We start from the raw sequence: 16,952 nt of genomic DNA, 5'->3' as shown, positions 1-16,952 counted from the left end.
GCGGGGATCACAGGGGTTCGCGAGGTCGAGGGGGAGCGGGATGCCGCAGGAATGGGCGGGGGAGTCCGGGCGGGACCGGGCTGTGGAGCGGTACGTCCAGGAGTTGTTGGTGCGCAGGCCGGGCAGTCGGCCCGAGTTACCTGCCACGCTGCTGCTGGGGCCGCGCGGCAGCGGTAAGACGACGGTGCTGCGCCATCTGGCGGACTGGGCCCGGCGGGCACCGGTGGCCCGGCTCGATCTGGCGGCGCTGGGCCAGGAGGGCCGTAAACCGATCGATGTGCTGGCCGCGTTGGTCTTCCAGCTCAATGAGAAGAAGAGGGACTTCGCCCGGTTGAGCTTCCCGGCGTTCGGGCTGCTGACGATCGCGGTGGCGGCGCGGATGGATGCGGCCGACCGGGACGCCGCCGTACGGCAGATGGAAGAAGCGCTGGTCGGACCACCGGGCAGCCGCTCGGAGGTGATCAACCAGCTCGCCACGTACGCCGCGACGGTCCTGGGCGCCCCGACCGCGGTCACCGCCGCACTGCCGCTGCTGCCGGAGTGGCGGCGCCACTGGGTGCGGCTGCGGGTGCGCTGGCAGTTGGCGCGTATCCGTCGCCGCAGCCGTGGCGGCGGTTCCGTCGACGGCTTCCTGGTCGACCTCAACCAGCGCTACGGCGACCGCGAGGCGGCCGAGCGGCAGCGGGCCGAGGCGGTGCTCTTCGACGCCTTCCTGGACGATCTGCGCCGGGCGTACGGCTCGCGGGGCGGCGACAAGCGGCGTACGACGCAGTGTCTGGTGCTGCTGGACAACGTCGACAGTCCACTGGGCAACGACTTCCTCAAGGCGCTGCTGGACGCCCGGCGGAAGGCCGGGGCGGCCGACCCCCTGCTGGTGCTCGCCACCGCCGGGAGCTATCCGGCGGCGCTGGAGGGCTTTGCCTTTGGCGGGCCGCGGCGGCCCGGTGCGCTGCCCGGCCGGTGGCCCGCGCAGGAGGAGCGGTTCGTTCCGGAGCAGGTCGTGAAGGGGCTGGTGGTGGGCCGGTTGCGCGATCTGGTCCGGCACGAGGTCGAGCAGCAGGCCAAGGAGGCGCTGCGGTCGGCCGGCCGCCGGGTGCCGGTGCCGGCCGCGGACAACGGTGTGCAGTGGCTGGGCTGGGTGGTGCACGAAATCACCCGTGGCCATCCGGCGGGCACCGCACAGCTGCTGGCGGCCCTGCTGGAGTGCCCGGCGGACGCGGGCTGGGAGGCGCGGCTGCGGCAGGTCCTTCAGCCCTCCTCGGAGCTTGTCGACGCCCTGCTGGAGCGGCTGTTGCCGATCGATGCCAGCGGCGAGCTGATGCAGGCGCTGGCCCGTGGCGCGGCCGCCGTCGACCTGGCCCAGGCGCAGGCGGGCCGGGTGCTGTGGGACGAGTCGAGCGCCCGTGTCCAGGAGGAGTTCAACGACTTCTGTACGGACGTGCTGCGCACCATGCATCTCGACAGCGGCGACGAGGAGTCCGACGGCCGGACGGAAACTCCCCACCCGCTGCTGCGTCTGCTGTTGTTGCGACGGCTCGCCGCGGTCCCCGAGCCCGATGCCGCGGCAGGTGGAGCGGCCGGGGGCGGTGACGGGGCGGCCGGTGCCCGGGGGCGACGGGCGGTGCATGCCGCGCTGCGGGACCGGGCGGCCGCCGCGGGGGAGGAGGCCACCGCCGCGTATCACGCGCTGGCGGGCGGCGATCTCGCCGTGGCGGCCGCCTATCTGGACGACGCGTTCGGCCGGGTCGAGCCGGAGGAGTGGTGTGCGGACCTGTGCCGGTTGCGGCGCGCCCCGCTCGCCGGGGCCGGACCGGCCCTCGACCAGCCGTTGTGGGAGCGCTACGAGCGGCTGGTGGAGCACCTCGGTGAGGGCGCCGTGGAGCAGCGGCTGCGCACCATCACGCGGCTGCTCGCGGCGGTCTGGATCGGCCCCGAGCCGCCGGACGATCCCCGTACGGACCGGGTGGGCGATCCGTATCGCGATCCGCTCGGCGACCCAGGGGCCGAGCTGTACGGCGAGATCCAGGCCCGCTTCCACACCCTCGCGGTGCATGCCGACAGCGTGCCGTGGACCTCGGCGCTGCTGCGGAAGGCTAAGCAGTACGGAAAGGAGCCGTGGCTGTGAGCGCCCGTGTCTTCGAACCGCCCCGGCCGCCGCGGCGCTGGGGGCTGTGGATCATCTCGGTGCTGGTGGCAGCGGCGGTCGTGGTCGCCGGCGTCGTGCAGATCGTCGAGAAGAACGGACGGTGCGGGGAGGGCGTGCGCGAGATGGCCGACGGCGAATGCGTGGGCGTCACGGACGGCGCGTACGCGTTCGGGAACATGAAGGCGCTCAGCGACAGGATCCGCGCCGAGAACGCCAGGGTCGCCAAGTCCGGGGAACCGTCGGTCACCATCGCCTATCTGGAGGCCATGGCGGGCGGTTCCGCGGACCGCGGGCCGGAGGCCACCCGGCAGGCCGTCAGCGGCGCCTACCTCGCCCAGCGCGCACTGAACGCCGAACGCTCGACCCTCCCCAAGATACGACTGCTGCTCGCCAACACCGGCCGCGGCGACCGCCATTGGCGCCCGGTGGTCGACCAGCTCATCGCCATGAAGGACAAGGAACATCTGGTCGCGGTGGCGGGCTTCGGGCAGAGCAACGACCGGACGATGAGCGCTGTGAAACGGCTGCGGGCCGCCGGCCTGCCGATGGTCGGGGCGACGGTGGCGGCGGACGGGCTGAGTTCCCGTACAGCCGGGTTCTACCGGGTCTCCTTCCCCAACCGCGACCAGACCGCGGCCGCCGCCGGCTACCTCAAGGAGCAGCAGCGCAAGCACCCCGGCTACCGCGTCCAGGTCATCCGGGACGGCAACGAGAAGGACGACTACAACACCTCCCTCTACGAGGACTTCTCGGCGGCGGCGCGGCGCGCGGGCCTCGACGTGGACGACGAGGTCATCCCGTTCCGCTCCGGGGAGGACGAGGAGGCGACGGCCGGCAATGCGCTGGCCCTGGTCGCCGACAAGGTCTGCGGCGACCCGAAGCCGCCGGACGTGGTGTATTTCGCCGGCCGGGGACGGGAACTGCGCCGGTTCATCGAGGCAGCAGGCGAGGGCGGCCGGCACTGCCGTACGACGGTGCTCTCCGGCTCCAGCGCGCTGGGCGTCTACTTCGACACCGGAGGCGACCGGCACCGCGCCGAGCTCGCCACCCTCGCCGAACGCTGGAAGGACAGCCAACTGACCGTCTACTACACCGCCTTCACCCACCCCGCGATATCCAAGAAGGTCTACGGCGGCGCCGGGAACGGCCCGTTCGCGGACTTCGAGCGGGCCTACCGCGAAGAGGTCGGCGGCCCCACCACCGACCTCGCCAGCGGCCAGGCGATGCTCGGCCATGACGCCACGTACACCATCGGCAAGGCGGCCCGGAACGCCGTCGGCGTCTACGGCACCCGCCAGGTCACCGCCCGTATGGTCTTGGCCCTGCTGGAGCAGACCAACGGTAGGTCCCGGGTCCGTGGCATCAGCGGCTACATAGCCTTCGACCCGGACACCGGCGAGCCGGTGGACCGCCCACTGGCGCTGGTTGAGCTCCGCCGCCCGACGGACTCCGGCGAGGCCGGCGACATATACCGCTTCGTGGACGGGCTGTCCGTCGGCCGGTAGCGGCGGAGCGGGGGCGGGCCGGAGCGGCGGCTCAGCCGGTGAAGAGCCGGACGGCGCGGGGCCGAGCGAGACGGGGACGCCGAGCGCGTCCGGAGGCGGTCCCCACGGGGGTTGGGGCCGCCTCGGGACATCGCACGGGCTCCTCGTGCGGGGCACGGGACCCTGCGGTGCGTGGAGGCCGTGGCGGGATTCGAACCCGCGTAACTCGCTTTGCAGGCGAGCCCCTGAACCACTCGGGCACACGGCCGGGGGTGTGGTGCTGTCCTGACTGTAGGCCGCGGGGTGGCGGGCCCGGCAAGGGTGTGGGGTGGGGTGCCATGAGGCTGCAATGTGGGGAAACGGGGCGCAACACGCGGCAACATGTGGCAACGCGCGGCAGCGCGGACCGATACGGGGCGGCGTGGGGCCGACGTGGGCGGCGTGGGGGCTTTGAAGGCCGCCGGGGGCCGGGATCTTGGCGGGGCGGGTGGGGGCTTACGTTGCGTGGAGGAAGGTCTCCACCAGTTGGGCGAACAGGGGCGGTTCGTCCACCCAGGGGTAGTGGCCCACGCCGTGCAGGGGGTGTACCTGTGCGTCGGGGAACGAGGCGGCCACCCGCTCGCCCGCTTGCATGCCGGTCACGCCGTCCCGGTTGCCGGTGACCACCAGCACCGGGCAGGTCACCTCTCGCAGGCCGGTCAGCAGGGTCAGCCGCAGTTGCTCGTCCACGCCCTGCCAGAAGCCGGCCCGTGGCACCGGACCCAACTGCTCGCCCTCCGTGGCGGCATGGGCCCGCTGAGGCTCGTCCCAGCGCCCGTAGGCGAGCGGTGCCGCGGCGAACAGCAGCTCCCGTACCTCGCTCAGGTCGGTCGCCTCGGTCAGCTGCTCCAGCGCCGCCGAGGCCTGCGGCCACCACTCCTCGTGGCGGCGGGCCTCGAAGATCTCCCGTGCGTCGTCGGGGAGTTCGCCCTGCAAACGGGAGCCGGGGCAGACCAGCACCAGCCGGGTCAGCCGCTGCGGATACCCCGCCGCGTACGCCTGCGCGACCGCGGCCCCCGCGTCGTGCGCGAGCAGCGCGAACCGCTCCAGGCCCAGATGCGCCCGGAGCGCCTCCAGGTCCTCGGCGAGCTGCGGGAAGGCATAGCGGTCCGGGTCGGCGGCGGCCGGAGAGGCGCCGGTGCCGCGGCTGTCGGGAAGGATCAGCTGCCGGTGCGCGGCCAGGCCGCCGAGATCGCCCAGATACGCGGCGTCCCGCCCGGGCCCGCCGGCCAGGCACACCAGGGGCGGCAGAGGGGAGTCGGCCGGGCCGAGCACGCGGTAGTGGAGCTCGGCGTCGTCGTACGAAGGGAAGTGCGGCATACGGAAAGCCTGCCCGATGTGTGGCGATGAAGGCGGGGCGGAGCGGTCCGAGTGGGCCGGGCGGAGGCCGTCCGGGTGGGCCGGCGGCGTAGGACCGATGACCGATCCGATCCCGGTCCTCCGCCAGGGGCGTCAGCGTCGTACGGCCCTTACGCTGGCTCGATGACTGCTGACCGCCCGCACGACTTCGGCACCGGCGCCGGCACGGGTACGGGTCCGAGTACTGGTACCGGCCCGGAGCACCTCGGCACCGACGAGGACGCCGGCCCCCACCTCGGCCCCGGCGAGGGCGCAGGTATGGGCATCGGCGCCGGCACGGGTACTGGGGCCGGCCCTCACCTCGGCACCGACGGGGGCACCGGCATCGGGATCGACACCGCCGAGGCCACCGACGCCGCACCCGACCGAGAGATCACCGCCACCCCCGTCGCGGACACCACCGCCACCCCCGGCCACCTCGCCCGGCCCTTCGACGACAGTGGCGACGACGGGTCCGGCGGCGGCATTCTCGGCCGGGCCCATCGGGCGCTCACCCTCGGCATCATCTCCGTCGTCTCGCTCGTCGCCTTCGAGGCGAGTGCCGTGAACACCGCGATGCCGGTTGCCGCCCGTGCCCTGGACGGCATCGGGCTGTACGCCTTCGGCTTCTCCGCGTTCTTCACGGCGAGTCTGTTCGCGATGGCGCTCGCGGGGGAGTGGAGCGATCGGCGCGGGCCGCTCGGGCCGCTGTTCAGCGGGATCGCCGCGTTCGGGACGGGGCTGCTGATCGCGGGCGCCGCCGGGAGCATGGGGATGTTCATCGTGGGCCGCGGGGTGCAGGGCATCGGCGGCGGGCTGGTGGTGGTCTCGCTCTACGTGGTCGTCGGGAGCGCCTATCCCGAGCGGCTGCGGCCGTCGATCATGGCGTCGTTCTCGGCGGCCTGGGTGGTGCCGGTGATCGTCGGGCCGCTGGTCGCCGGGACCGTCACCGAACACCTCGGCTGGCGCTGGGGCTTCCTCGCCATCCCCGCCCTGATACTGCTGCCGCTCGTGGTGATGCTGCCCGCGCTGCGCACCCTGCCGCGGACCCGGCCGGCCCCGGCGGGCGGCGTACGGCAGGTGCTGGGCAGCCGGCGCTGTCTGCTCGCGCTGGCCGTCGCGGTGGGCGCCTGCCTGCTGCAATACGCGGGCCAGCACCCCGCCTGGCCCGCGCTGTTGCCCGCCGCCGTCGGACTGGCACTGCTGGCGCCCAGCATCGTGCGGCTGCTGCCCCGCGGTACGTTCCGGGCGGCGCGCGGCCTGCCGAGCGTGGTGCTGCTGCGCGGGCTGGCCGCCGGGGCGCTGGTCGCCGCCGAGAGCTTCATCCCGCTGATGCTGGTCACCCAGCGCGGACTCTCCGCCACCCTCGCCGGGCTCTCGCTCACCGGCGGCGGCCTCACCTGGGCCCTCGGCTCCTACGTACAGAGCCGGCCGCGCCTGGAACCGCACCGGGAACGGCTGATGGTCCTCGGCATGGTGCTGCTGGCGCTGGCCATCGCGCTGGTGCCGCTGGCGTTGCTCGACGGCGTGCCGGCCGGGATCGTCGCGGTGGCCTGGACGATCGGCGGCTTCGGCATGGGCCTGAACATCTCCAGCGCCGGCGTCCTGCTCCTGAAACTGTCCCGCCCCGAGGAGGCCGGCAGTAACTCCGCGTCCCTCCAGATGTCGGACGCGCTGGGCAATGTGACGTTCGTCGGCCTCGGCGGTGTGTTGTTCGTCGCGTTCGGCGGCGGCGAGATCGCTGCGCATGCGTCTGCGGCTGCCGCCGCTTCCGGCGCGGCCGGCCATTCCGCGGCCGCGGCCTTTGCGGCCGTGTTCGCGACGATGGCCGTGGTTGCGCTCACGGGAGCGGTAACGGCTTGCCGCGTTAAGTAGCCGCCCCACGTTTTCGGCTGTCCCGCCGTGGTGGTTGTTCGCCGTTGCGCCTGCGGCGGGCCGGGTGGTTGTTGGGTGCGGTGACGGGCCTCCGGGGCCTGGTGTGTGGACTGCTTCGCTTTACGTCCACACACCAGGCCCTTCCGGCCCGTCCCCTCCCGTTGAGGGAAAGGTGAAGGTGGGTGGGGGCTGGCCGCCGTCAGCTGTTTCGGTACGACCGCGAGGCAAGGCCGACCACCTACATGCGCCCCCACCGGCCTTTTCCCACCCCTCAACGGGAGGGGACGGGCCGGAGCGGGTGGGTGTCCGGACGTAAAGCGAAGCAGTCCGGACACCCACCCGCGGAGGTCCGTCACCGCACCCCGACAGCCCCGCGCAGCGGACCCAGCCCGCCGCAGGCGCAACGGCGGGGGAACCCGCAAGCGTCGGCCGAGGCAGAGCGCAGCGAAACGGCGGGGAGCCCCGCGGCGATAAAGCCGACTACGTGGGAAGCAAGCCGAGTCGCAACGATAGGGTGGCGCGGTTGCCGATCCCCGAGTCCAGCCGACGGAGACCGTGACTACCACCACCAGCGCCACCAATAACCATCACCTGTCCCCGGCCTTTCCGGGGCGGGCCCCTTGGGGTACCGCGAACAAGCTGCGTGCCTGGCAGCAGGCCGCCATGGACCGCTACATCCAGACGCAGCCGAGAGACTTTCTCGCCGTCGCGACGCCGGGCGCCGGCAAGACGACCTTCGCGCTCACGCTTGCCTCGTGGCTGCTGCATCATCACGTCGTGCAGCAGGTGACGGTCGTCGCACCGACCGAGCATCTGAAGAAGCAGTGGGCGGAGGCGGCGGCCCGGATAGGCATCAAGCTCGATCCGGAGTACAGCGCGGGGCCGCTGGGCCGCGAGTACCACGGTGTGGCGATCACCTATGCCGGTGTGGGCGTCCGGCCGATGCTGCACCGCAACCGGATCGAGCAGCGCAAGACGCTGGTGATTCTCGACGAGATCCATCACGCCGGTGACTCGAAGTCGTGGGGCGAGGCGTGTCTGGAGGCCTTCGAGCCGGCGACCCGGCGGCTGGCGCTGACCGGTACGCCGTTCCGGTCCGACACCAACCCGATTCCGTTCGTGACGTACGAGGAGGGGAACGACGGCATCCGGCGTTCCTCGGCCGACTACACCTACGGTTATGGCAACGCGCTGGGCGACGGCGTGGTCCGGCCGGTCATCTTCCTCTCCTACAGCGGCAATATGCGCTGGCGGACGAAGGCGGGCGACGAGATCGCGGCCCGGCTGGGCGAGCCGATGACCAAGGACGCGGTCTCGCAGGCGTGGCGTACGGCGCTGGATCCGCGTGGTGAGTGGATGCCCAATGTGCTGCGCGCCGCCGATCAGCGGCTGAGCGAGGTCCGCAAGTCGATCCCGGATGCCGGGGCGCTGGTGATCGCCACCGACCAGGAGCAGGCGCGGGCGTACGCGAAGCTGATCCGGGAGATCACCGGGGAGGGCGCCACCCTGGTGCTGTCCGACGACTCCGGGGCCTCGCAGCGCATCGATGACTTCTCGCACTCCCAGGACCGCTGGATGGTCGCGGTCCGGATGGTGTCCGAGGGCGTCGACGTGCCGCGGCTGGCGGTCGGGGTGTATGCCACCACGATCTCGACGCCGCTGTTCTTCGCGCAGGCCGTGGGGCGTTTCGTGCGCTCCCGTAAGCGTGGTGAGACCGCGTCCGTCTTCCTGCCCACCGTCCCGAACCTGCTCGGCTTCGCCAACGAGATGGAGGTCGAGCGCGATCATGTGCTCGACAAGCCGAAGAAGGACGGGGAGGAAGACCCCTACGCCGAGTCCGAGAAGGAGATGGACGAGGCGAACAAGGAGCAGGACGAGGACACCGGCGAGCAGGAGCAGTTCTCGTTCGAGGCGCTGGAGTCGGAGGCGGTCTTCGACCGGGTGCTCTACGACGGTGCCGAGTTCGGTATGCAGGCGCACGCGGGCAGCGAGGAGGAGCAGGACTACCTCGGCATCCCCGGGCTGCTGGAGCCCGACCAGGTGCAGATGCTGTTGCAGAAGCGGCAGGCGCGGCAGATCGCGCACAGCAAGAAGCGGCCGGATGAGGAAGCCGACTTGCTGGAGCTGCCGGCCGAGCGGCGGCCGGTGGTCACGCACAAGGAGCTGCTGGAGCTCCGGAAGCAGCTGAACACGCTGGTCGGCGCGTATGTGCACCAGAGCGGGAAGCCGCACGGGGTGATCCACACCGAGCTGCGGCGGGTGTGCGGCGGACCGCCGAGCGCGGAGGCCACCGCCGGGCAGCTCGGTGAGCGGATCAAGAAGGTCCGGGAGTGGGCGACGCGGATGCGGTGAGCCCGCCGGAGCCCGTGGGCGGGGCGGTGTGCCGTGGACGGTGCGCCGCCCTCTTGCGTACCCGCCCCCGACGGGCCCGCTGTGGGGTGCCGGGCACGTCCGCCCCGTCACACCCCGATAACGCCGTAGCCCTCCCTGAAACACCACACGGAGCGCAACAGGACGCTCTGGGCGGACGTACAGGGATATTCCGGGCGCGGGCGACCGGATTCTGGACGGACTCTTCCGCTCACCGAACCGGCTCGCTACTGTCCCGGTCACGCACACGCCCCGTGGCAGCGCCGCCGCGGAGCGCAGCCGGTGCCATGCGGCCGGCGGCCTCTAGCGCGCGCTGCTCCGTGAACCGCAGCGCGTCGCGCCCGAGTGCCGCCACTCACCCAGGAGGGCGTCGTGACCGCAGAGACCTCCCAGACACTCGACCGAGGGCTGCGTGTCCTCAAACTCCTCGCCGACACGGATCACGGGCTGACCGTCACCGAGCTGTCCAACAAGCTCGGCGTCAACCGCACGGTGGTCTACCGCCTCCTGGCCACGCTGGAGCAGCACGCCCTGGTGCGCCGCGATCTCGGCGGCCGGGCCCGGGTGGGCCTGGGCGTGCTGCGCCTGGGCCGTCAGGTGCATCCGCTGGTCAGGGAGGCCGCGCTGCCCGCGCTGCGGTCGCTCGCCGAGGACGTGGGGGCCACCGCGCATCTCACCCTTGTCGACGGCACGGAGGCGCTGGCGGTGGCCGTGGTGGAGCCGACCTGGACCGATTACCACGTGGCCTACCGGGCCGGTTTCCGTCATCCGCTGGACCGGGGGGCCGCCGGGCGGGCGATCCTCAAGGCCCGGCAGGGCCGCACCCAGGACGCCGGACTCGCCCTGACGCACGGGGAGTTGGAGGCCGGAGCGAGTGGTGCGGCGGCTCCGCTGCTCGGGGTGAGCGGCATCGAGGGGAGCGTGGGCGTGGTGATGCTCGCCGACACGGTCTCCGAGCGGGTCGGACCGCGGGTGGTCGACGCGGCCCGGGAGGTGTCCGAGGCGCTCCGCTGAGGCCCTGGGCGCGGACGGGGCCGTGGGGTGTGAAGGGGCGGTGGCCGTGTCGTGAGGCGGCAGCGCCTTAAGGCCCTGGTGAGGCGGGGGTCATTTAGGGTGGCAAGGTGTCTGCACGCACCCGAGCCCTGGCGGTCTGCACCGCTCTCGTCCTCGCCCTTCTCGTCACCGCGGTCCTCGCCCCGCTGCCGTATGCGCTCGCGTATCCCGGCATGACGGCGAATGTCCTCGGTACCGACGAGGGCAAGCCGGTGATCACCATCAGCGGCGCGCGGACCCGGAAGACGAGCGGGCAGCTGCGGATGACCTCGATCGTGGCGACCGGCCCGGAGGCCGCTGTCCATCTGCCGGACATCGTCAGCGGCTGGTTCCGTACGGACGAGGCCGTGATGCCGCGGGAGGCGGTCTACCCCGTAGGGGAGAACACCGAGGAGATCGCCGAGCACAACGCGCAGCAGATGCGGGAGTCCCAGGACAGCGCCACCAGCGCCGCGCTCGGGCAGCTCGGCAAGTCCGGACAGGACATCAAGGTCAAGCTGAGCCTCGCGGACGTCGGCGGGCCGAGCGCCGGGCTGATGTTCGCCCTGGGCATCGTCGACAAGCTGGACGGCGACGGCGCGGGCCATGACCTGACCGGCGGGCACACCATCGCCGGCACCGGGACGATCACGGCCGGCGGCAAGGTCGGCGCGGTCGGCGGCGTCCCGCTGAAGACGCAGGCGGCGCGGCGGGACGGCGCCACGGTCTTCCTCGTCCCGCGCAAGGAGTGCACGGATGCGCGGGCGGAGCTGCCGAAGGGGCTGCGGCTGATCCCGGTCAGCACCCTCGACGGCGCGATGGACTCACTGAAGGCGCTGCGGACCGGGGGCAAGGTCCCCAGCTGCTGAGGCGGGCGGGGAGCGGCGGACGGCGGGCGCGGGCCGGGTGCCCGGTGGTGGCTCTCCGCGGGCGGGCGGCGCGGGCCGGGTGCCCGGCGGTGACCCGCCGCCCCCGACCGGACGCACGCCCCTCACCCCTCCTTGATGAACCCCTCCCGCACCAGCCAGTCCTTCGCGACCTCGTGCGGGTCCTCGCCGTCCACGTCGACCTTGCGGTTCAGCTCCTGGGCGACGGTGTTGTTGAGGGCCTTGGTGACCGGGGCCAGCACCTCGGCCATCGCCGGGTACTTCTTCAGGGCCTTGGAGTTGATCTCCGGGGCGACGTTGTAGTTGGGGAAGAAGTGCTTGTCATCGGCGAGGACGTGCAGATGCATCGCCTTGATCCGGCCGTCGGTGGTGAAGACCTCACCGAACGCGCAGGTGCCCTTCTCCGTCTCGGTGTAGACGACACCGCCGGTCATCTTGCGGATGTTGGCGGACGGCACGTTCATGCCGTAGGCGCGCGCCATGCCCGGCAGCCCGTCGTTGCGGGTGGCGAACTCGTTCTCCACGCACATCGTCACGGCGCCGGGATTCTTGTGGGACAGCGCCGCGACCTCCGAGAGGTTGTGCACCCCCAGCTTCTTGAAGTTCGCGGAGTTCAGGGCCAGCGCGTAGGTGTTGTTCAGCGTCGAGGCCGGGAGCCAGACGATGCCGTTCTTCCGGTCCTCGTCGCGGACCGCCGTCCACTGTTTGTAGGGGTTGACGATCGGCTTGGTGTGGCCGAGGTAGGTGATCCAGCCGGTGCCGGTGTACTCGTACGCGGCGTCCGCCGTGCCGGACTTGACGGCCTCCCGGGCGCCGATCGACCCCTGGATGCTGGTCTTGTCGAGGACCAGGGCGCCGGCCGCCTGGAAGACCAGCCCCATGATCTGGCCGAGGACGATCTGCTCGGTGAACTCCTTCGAGGTCACGGTCAGATGCGCGCCGGTGAGCGGGCGGTCCGGATAGCCCGCCTTCGGGCCCGGCAGCACGTTGTCGGACATCGCACTGCCGCTGACCAGGCCGCAGCCGCCCACGACGACGGCGGCGAGCAGGGTGACGGTGAACCGGGTGGCGGGGCGGCGCCGCGGGCGGCGTGCCGGGCGCGGGTGTCTGCTCATGCCGTCGCCTCCAGACCGCGCGGGCGGAGCAGCAGTTCGGCCAGCGAGGCCAGCCATTCGACCAGCAGGGCCAGCGCCACGGTCAGTACGGAACCGAGGATGAGGACGGGCATCCGCTGGGTGACGATCCCCGCCGAGATCAGGTCCCCGAGACCGCCGCCACCGCCGAAGGTCGCCAGCGTCGCGGTGCCGACGTTCAGCACCAGCGCGGTCCGGACCCCGGCCAGGATCAGCGGTACGGCCAGCGGGAGCTCGACCTGGGTCAGCACACCGGTGGGGGACATGCCGATGCCGCGGGCGGCCTCGGTCAGCGTCGGGTCGATACCGCGCAGCCCGGCGATGGTGTTGGCGAGCACCGGCAGCACGGCGTAGATGACCATGCCGACGATCGCCGAGCGGGCGCCGATGCCCAGCCAGATCACCAGCAGCACCAGCAGACCCAGGGCCGGTACCGCCTGCCCGAGGTTGGCGAAGGCCATCGCGACCGGGGTGGCCCGGCGGAGCTTGGACCGGGTCAGGGCGATGCCCAGCGGGATCGCGATGATCAGCACGAAGAAGGTGGAGATCGCGGTCAGCTGGATGTGCTGGCGCAGCGCCAGCCACACCTTGCCGTTGTCCACCGCCTGATGGGCGATGGAGTCCAGCCGGGCGCCGCGGAACCACAGCCAGGTGGTGAGCAGCGCCAGCACCAGGAAGGCCGGCATGAAGGTCCACTTCTGCCAGCTGATCCGGCGCAGGCCGGCCCGGGCGGACGGGATGGGCGCCTCCCCGGCGGCCAGCTCCCGCTGGGACATCTCGACTTCGTCCTTGAAGGCCAGCGCCTCGTGATCGCTCGGATGCCGCTCGCTCCGGCGCGGGCTGCCGTCGCTTCCGCCGCCGGGGCTCATACGACGCCCCCCGGACCGCCTTCGGGGCCGCCCGCCCCGGCCAGGCCCTCCTGCTCCATCTGGGTCTGGCGGGCGCGCCGCTCCTGGAGCTGGTGCTGGTGCTCGATCGCTTCGAGGCGGTCCGCCTCCAGCAGCTCGTGGACGTTGTTCATCAGCGTCGCCATGTCGACCACGCCGATGTACTCGCCGCGCCGCCCGGTGACCGCGGCCCGGCCCGCGCTGTCGGTGAGCACCGCCTCCAGGGCGTCGCGCAGCGTCGCGTCCCGGGACACCGTGTGCTGGACCAGGGTGCCGGCCCGGGCCAGCGATTCCCTGGCGCGGGCCAGGTCGCCGCGGCGCAGCCATTTGTACGGGCGGCCGTTGCGGTCCAGCAGCAGCAGTTCGTTGTGGGAGCCGGAGCGCAGCCGGTCGAAGATGGTCTCCAGGGGGTCGTCGAGGCCGGCGGTGGGGAATTCGACCACGCCCACGTCCCGTACGCGGGTCAGGTTCAGCCGCTTGAGTGCCGCCCCGGCGCCCACGAAACCGGAGACGAAGTCGTCCGTCGGGTTGGTGAGGATGGCTTCGGGGGTGTCGAACTGGGCGATGTGCGACTGCTCGCGGAGCACCGCGATGCGGTCGCCGAGCTTGATGGCCTCGTCGAAGTCGTGGGTGACGAAGCAGATGGTCTTGTGGAGCTCGTGCTGGAGCCGGATCAGCTCGTCCTGGAGGTGGTCGCGGGTGATCGGGTCGACGGCGCCGAACGGCTCGTCCATCAGCAGGACGGGCGGGTCGGCGGCCAGTGCGCGGGCCACGCCGACGCGCTGCTGCTGGCCGCCGGAGAGCTGGCGCGGATAGCGGCCGTGGAATTCGCGCGGGTCCAGGCCGACCAGGTCGAGCATCTCCTCGACCCGGTTGCGCACCCGGCTCTTGGACCAGCCGATCATCTTCGGGACCAGGCCGATGTTCTGGGCGACCGTCATGTGCGGGAAGAGGCCGGACGCCTGGATGGCATAGCCCACCTTGCGGCGCAGCTTGACCGGGTCCATGTCGGTGACATCCTCGTCGCCGATCCGGATCCGCCCGTGGGTCGGCTCGATCAGCCGGTTGATCATCTTCAGGCAGGTGGACTTGCCGCAGCCCGAGGGCCCCACGAAGATCACGATCTCGCCGGCCTTGACCTCCAGATTGACGTTGTCCACCGCCGGAGTGGGGTTCCCCGGGTAGATCTTCGTCAGGTTCTCCAGATGGATTCTGGCCCCGGAGGCCGGGGTGGTCTCAGTCGTCTCAGGCACGGATCCCCCTGGAGATGGTCAGGCGTCCGATCAGGACGTATGCGGCGTCGAAGAGAAGAGCGAGGATGGCGATCCCGAGGGTGCCGGAGAGCACCTGGTTGAGGGAGTTGGCGCTGCCCAGCGAGGCGATCCCGCGGAAGATCTCGTTGCCCAGGCCGGGGCCGGAGGCGAAGGCGGCGATGGCGGCGATGCCCATCAGCATCTGAGTGGCGACCCGGATGCCGGTGAGGATGGGCGGCCAGGCCAGCGGCAGTTCGACGCGGAAGAGCTGGGCGGTGCGCGACATCCCGATGCCCCTGGCCGCGTCGACCAGGTCCGGGTCCACCCCGCGCAGCCCGACGATGGCGTTGCGGACCACCGGCAGCAGCCCGTACAGGGTCAGGGCGATCACCGTCGGGGGGACGCCGAGGCCGACGATCGGGATCAGCAGACCGATCAGGGCCAGGGAGGGGATGGTCAGGATGGTGGCGGTCGAGGTGGTGGCGAGGTTGCCCGCCCACTCGCTGCGATAGGTCGCCACGGCGATCAGGACCCCCAGCAAGGTGGCGAGCACCATGCACTGGAAGACCGCGCTGGCGTGCTGATATGTATCCGTCAGCAGCTGGGCGTGCCGGGTGCCGACGTACTCCCAGAAGCTCACTCGGTCTCCTCGGTTCAGTCTCCCGATGCTTGTTTCACCAGCGGGATGATCCGCAACGGAACCGGATTTTCCATCACGATTGCCGTCGAGGCCCGCACGATGCCATCAAAGCCCACAACCCGGTCGATCACCCGCTGTAGATCGGCGTTGGAACGGGCGACGAGCCTGCACAGCATGTCCCCATGTCCCGTCGTTGTATGCAGTTCCAACACCTCGGGAACGGTCGTCAAGTGAGCGCGTACGTCATTACCTTGCCCCTGTTTGATCTCCAGAGTGGCAAAAGCGGTCACCGGATAGCCGAGCGCCGCCGGGTCCACCTCCGGTCCGAAGCCCCGGATCACTCCATTCGACTGAAGCCGGTCGAGCCGGGCCTGGACCGTGCCGCGCGCCACCCCCAGCCGCCGGGACGCCTCCAGCACCCCGATCCGCGGCTCCTCGGCGAGCAGCTCCAGCAGTGCCCCGTCCAAATGATCGATCGCCATCGGCTGTCCCTTCGCTTTTGATGGTCATCATGTACAGATAGCCCGGCGATGGCGCCGTTTCGCTAGGCATAATGCCCAGACGATTCGCGAACTATTGCGCACCTTGTGGATCGGAGAGACTCTGCGGCCATGGCAGACACCACGATGCACCCTCAGACCACCACCCCCGGCGCGACCCGGCAGGCGGACCCCTTCCCGGTCAAGGGGATGGACGCGGTCGTCTTCGCCGTCGGGAACGCCAAGCAGGCCGCGCACTACTACTCGACCGCCTTCGGCATGAAGCGCGTCGCCTACTCCGGTCCGGAGAACGGCAGCCGGGAGACCGCGAGTTATGTGCTCGAATCCGGCGGCGCCCGGTTCGTGTTCACCTCCGTCATCAAGCCCACCACCGAGTGGGGCCACTTCCTCGCCGACCATGTCGCGGCCCACGGCGACGGCGTCATCGACCTCGCCATCGAGGTCCCGGACGCCCGCGCCGCCTACGAGCACGCCGTCGCCCAGGGCGCCACCGGCCTGATCGAGCCGCACGACCTCAAGGACGAGCACGGCACCGTCGTCCTCGCGGCCATCGCCACCTACGGCAAGACCCGGCACACCCTCGTCGAGCGCACCGGTTACGACGGCCCCTACCTGCCCGGCTTCGCCGCCGTCGAGCCGCTGGTGGAGACCGGCCCGCGGCGCTTCCAGGCCATCGACCACTGCGTCGGCAACGTCGAACTCGGCAAGATGAACGAGTGGGTGGCCTTCTACAACAAGGTCATGGGCTTCACCAACATGAAGGAGTTCGTGGGCGACGACATCGCCACCGAATACAGCGCGCTGATGTCCAAGGTCGTCGCCGACGGCACGCTCAAGGTCAAGTTCCCGATCAACGAGCCCGCGATCGCGAAGAAGAAGTCGCAGATCGACGAGTACCTGGAGTTCTTCGGCGGCCCCGGCGTCCAGCACATCGCGCTGGCCACCAACGACATCGTCGCCAGCGTCCGGGCGATGCGCGCCTCCGGCGTGGAATTCCTGGACACCCCCGACTCCTACTACGACACCCTCGGCGAGTGGGCCGGCGAGACCCGGGTGCCGGTGGAGACGCTCCGCGAGCTGAAGATCCTGGTCGACCGGGACGAGGACGGCTACCTGCTCCAGATCTTCACCAAGCCGGTCCAGGACCGGCCGACCGTGTTCTTCGAGATGATCGAGCGGCACGGCTCCATGGGCTTCGGCAAGGGCAACTTCAAGGCCCTCTTCGAGGCGATCGAGCGGGAGCAGGAGCGGCGCGGCAATCTCTGACCGCCCGCCCGTCACCCGACCTCCACCCCCAGAAGACAGCGCTGCGCGCCGGCTGCCCCTGCGGGCCGTACACGATCTTCCGTGTGCGGCCCGCGGATGCGA

Annotated in this window: 13 protein-coding genes and 1 tRNA gene; 7 read left to right on the top strand and 7 right to left on the bottom strand. The window is 71.4% G+C overall.

The features are described from left to right. The first annotated feature begins 40 nt into the window (after positions 1 to 40). A complete protein-coding gene (locus CP981_RS14960) occupies positions 41 to 2,125 on the top strand; it encodes an ATP-binding protein (protein WP_167536102.1) in 2,085 nt (694 codons plus the stop codon). Next, positions 2,122 to 3,651 (top strand): ABC transporter substrate-binding protein, encoded by a 1,530-nt coding sequence (locus CP981_RS14955; protein ID WP_085928303.1) that lies wholly within the window; start codon positions 2,122 to 2,124, stop codon positions 3,649 to 3,651. The genes CP981_RS14960 and CP981_RS14955 overlap by 4 nt, the downstream gene beginning before the upstream one ends. 172 nt (positions 3,652 to 3,823) lie before the next feature. On the opposite strand, the gene CP981_RS14950 is transcribed toward CP981_RS14955, so the two are convergent. After that, positions 3,824 to 3,898 (bottom strand) — tRNA-Cys (locus CP981_RS14950). A gap of 227 nt (positions 3,899 to 4,125) precedes the next feature. Further along, the gene (locus CP981_RS14945; RefSeq protein ID WP_085928304.1) at positions 4,126 to 4,989 is read right to left on the bottom strand and encodes an alpha/beta fold hydrolase; all 864 of its coding nucleotides are present in this window, start codon (positions 4,987 to 4,989) and stop codon (positions 4,126 to 4,128) included. 162 nt (positions 4,990 to 5,151) lie between these two features. Between CP981_RS14945 and CP981_RS14940 the strand changes: the two genes are divergently transcribed. The 4 genes from CP981_RS14940 to CP981_RS14925 all read left to right on the top strand — a co-directional run bounded on the left by CP981_RS14940 (position 5,152) and on the right by CP981_RS14925 (position 11,153). Then, complete coding sequence (locus tag CP981_RS14940) at positions 5,152 to 6,882, top strand: MFS transporter (protein WP_244329658.1); 1,731 nt, start codon at positions 5,152 to 5,154, stop codon at positions 6,880 to 6,882. Positions 6,883 to 7,437: 555 nt separating this feature from the next. Next, positions 7,438 to 9,234: a DEAD/DEAH box helicase gene (locus CP981_RS14935; RefSeq protein ID WP_085925481.1), complete on the top strand. Its 1,797-nt coding sequence runs from the start codon at positions 7,438 to 7,440 to the stop codon at positions 9,232 to 9,234. A 390-nt stretch (positions 9,235 to 9,624) separates the two neighbouring features. Next, positions 9,625 to 10,266, top strand: a complete 642-nt coding sequence (locus tag CP981_RS14930) for an IclR family transcriptional regulator (RefSeq protein WP_085925480.1) — start codon at positions 9,625 to 9,627, stop codon at positions 10,264 to 10,266. A 107-nt stretch (positions 10,267 to 10,373) separates the two neighbouring features. Next, on the top strand, positions 10,374 to 11,153 hold the full coding sequence (locus CP981_RS14925; protein ID WP_085925479.1) for a S16 family serine protease: 780 nt from the start codon (positions 10,374 to 10,376) through the stop codon (positions 11,151 to 11,153). Between the two features lie 122 nt (positions 11,154 to 11,275). On the opposite strand, the gene CP981_RS14920 is transcribed toward CP981_RS14925, so the two are convergent. The 5 genes from CP981_RS14920 to CP981_RS14900 are packed head-to-tail and all read right to left on the bottom strand — an operon-like array spanning position 11,276 to position 15,566. After that, complete coding sequence (locus CP981_RS14920; RefSeq protein ID WP_085925478.1) at positions 11,276 to 12,286, bottom strand: glycine betaine ABC transporter substrate-binding protein; 1,011 nt, start codon at positions 12,284 to 12,286, stop codon at positions 11,276 to 11,278. Continuing rightward, a complete protein-coding gene (locus CP981_RS14915) occupies positions 12,283 to 13,173 on the bottom strand; it encodes an ABC transporter permease (protein ID WP_085925477.1) in 891 nt (296 codons plus the stop codon). The genes CP981_RS14920 and CP981_RS14915 overlap by 4 nt, the downstream gene beginning before the upstream one ends. Beyond that, positions 13,170 to 14,444 (bottom strand): betaine/proline/choline family ABC transporter ATP-binding protein, encoded by a 1,275-nt coding sequence (locus CP981_RS14910; protein WP_085925476.1) that lies wholly within the window; start codon positions 14,442 to 14,444, stop codon positions 13,170 to 13,172. Before CP981_RS14910 ends, CP981_RS14915 begins: the two co-directional genes overlap by 4 nt. Further along, complete coding sequence (locus CP981_RS14905; protein WP_085925475.1) at positions 14,437 to 15,084, bottom strand: ABC transporter permease; 648 nt, start codon at positions 15,082 to 15,084, stop codon at positions 14,437 to 14,439. Before CP981_RS14905 ends, CP981_RS14910 begins: the two co-directional genes overlap by 8 nt. Before the next feature lie 14 nt (positions 15,085 to 15,098). Further along, on the bottom strand, positions 15,099 to 15,566 hold the full coding sequence (locus CP981_RS14900) for an Lrp/AsnC family transcriptional regulator (RefSeq protein ID WP_018091280.1): 468 nt from the start codon (positions 15,564 to 15,566) through the stop codon (positions 15,099 to 15,101). Between the two features lie 129 nt (positions 15,567 to 15,695). Between CP981_RS14900 and hppD the strand changes: the two genes are divergently transcribed. After that, positions 15,696 to 16,850, top strand: coding sequence for a 4-hydroxyphenylpyruvate dioxygenase (gene hppD, locus CP981_RS14895; RefSeq protein WP_190840514.1), 1,155 nt, complete (start codon positions 15,696 to 15,698; stop codon positions 16,848 to 16,850). Positions 16,851 to 16,952: the final 102 nt, after the last annotated feature.

This window comes from Streptomyces platensis (assembly GCF_008704855.1).
Taxonomy (GTDB): Bacteria; Actinomycetota; Actinomycetes; order Streptomycetales; family Streptomycetaceae; genus Streptomyces; species Streptomyces platensis.
Note: the sequence above shows the minus strand (reverse complement) of the source record. Positions and strands in the feature narration are given on the sequence as shown.

What these genes read in the sequence shown, in the direction of transcription:
- CP981_RS14960 (WP_167536102.1), top strand. Translation starts at nt 41, where the DNA reads ATGCCGCAGGAATGGGCGGGGGAGTCCGGGCGGGACCGGGCTGTGGAG.
- CP981_RS14945 (WP_085928304.1), bottom strand. Translation starts at nt 4,989, where the DNA reads ATGCCGCACTTCCCTTCGTACGACGACGCCGAGCTCCACTACCGCGTG.
- CP981_RS14940 (WP_244329658.1), top strand. Translation starts at nt 5,152, where the DNA reads ATGACTGCTGACCGCCCGCACGACTTCGGCACCGGCGCCGGCACGGGT.
- CP981_RS14920 (WP_085925478.1), bottom strand. Translation starts at nt 12,286, where the DNA reads ATGAGCAGACACCCGCGCCCGGCACGCCGCCCGCGGCGCCGCCCCGCC.
- CP981_RS14915 (WP_085925477.1), bottom strand. Translation starts at nt 13,173, where the DNA reads ATGAGCCCCGGCGGCGGAAGCGACGGCAGCCCGCGCCGGAGCGAGCGG.
- CP981_RS14900 (WP_018091280.1), bottom strand. Translation starts at nt 15,566, where the DNA reads ATGGCGATCGATCATTTGGACGGGGCACTGCTGGAGCTGCTCGCCGAG.
- hppD (WP_190840514.1), top strand. Translation starts at nt 15,696, where the DNA reads ATGGCAGACACCACGATGCACCCTCAGACCACCACCCCCGGCGCGACC.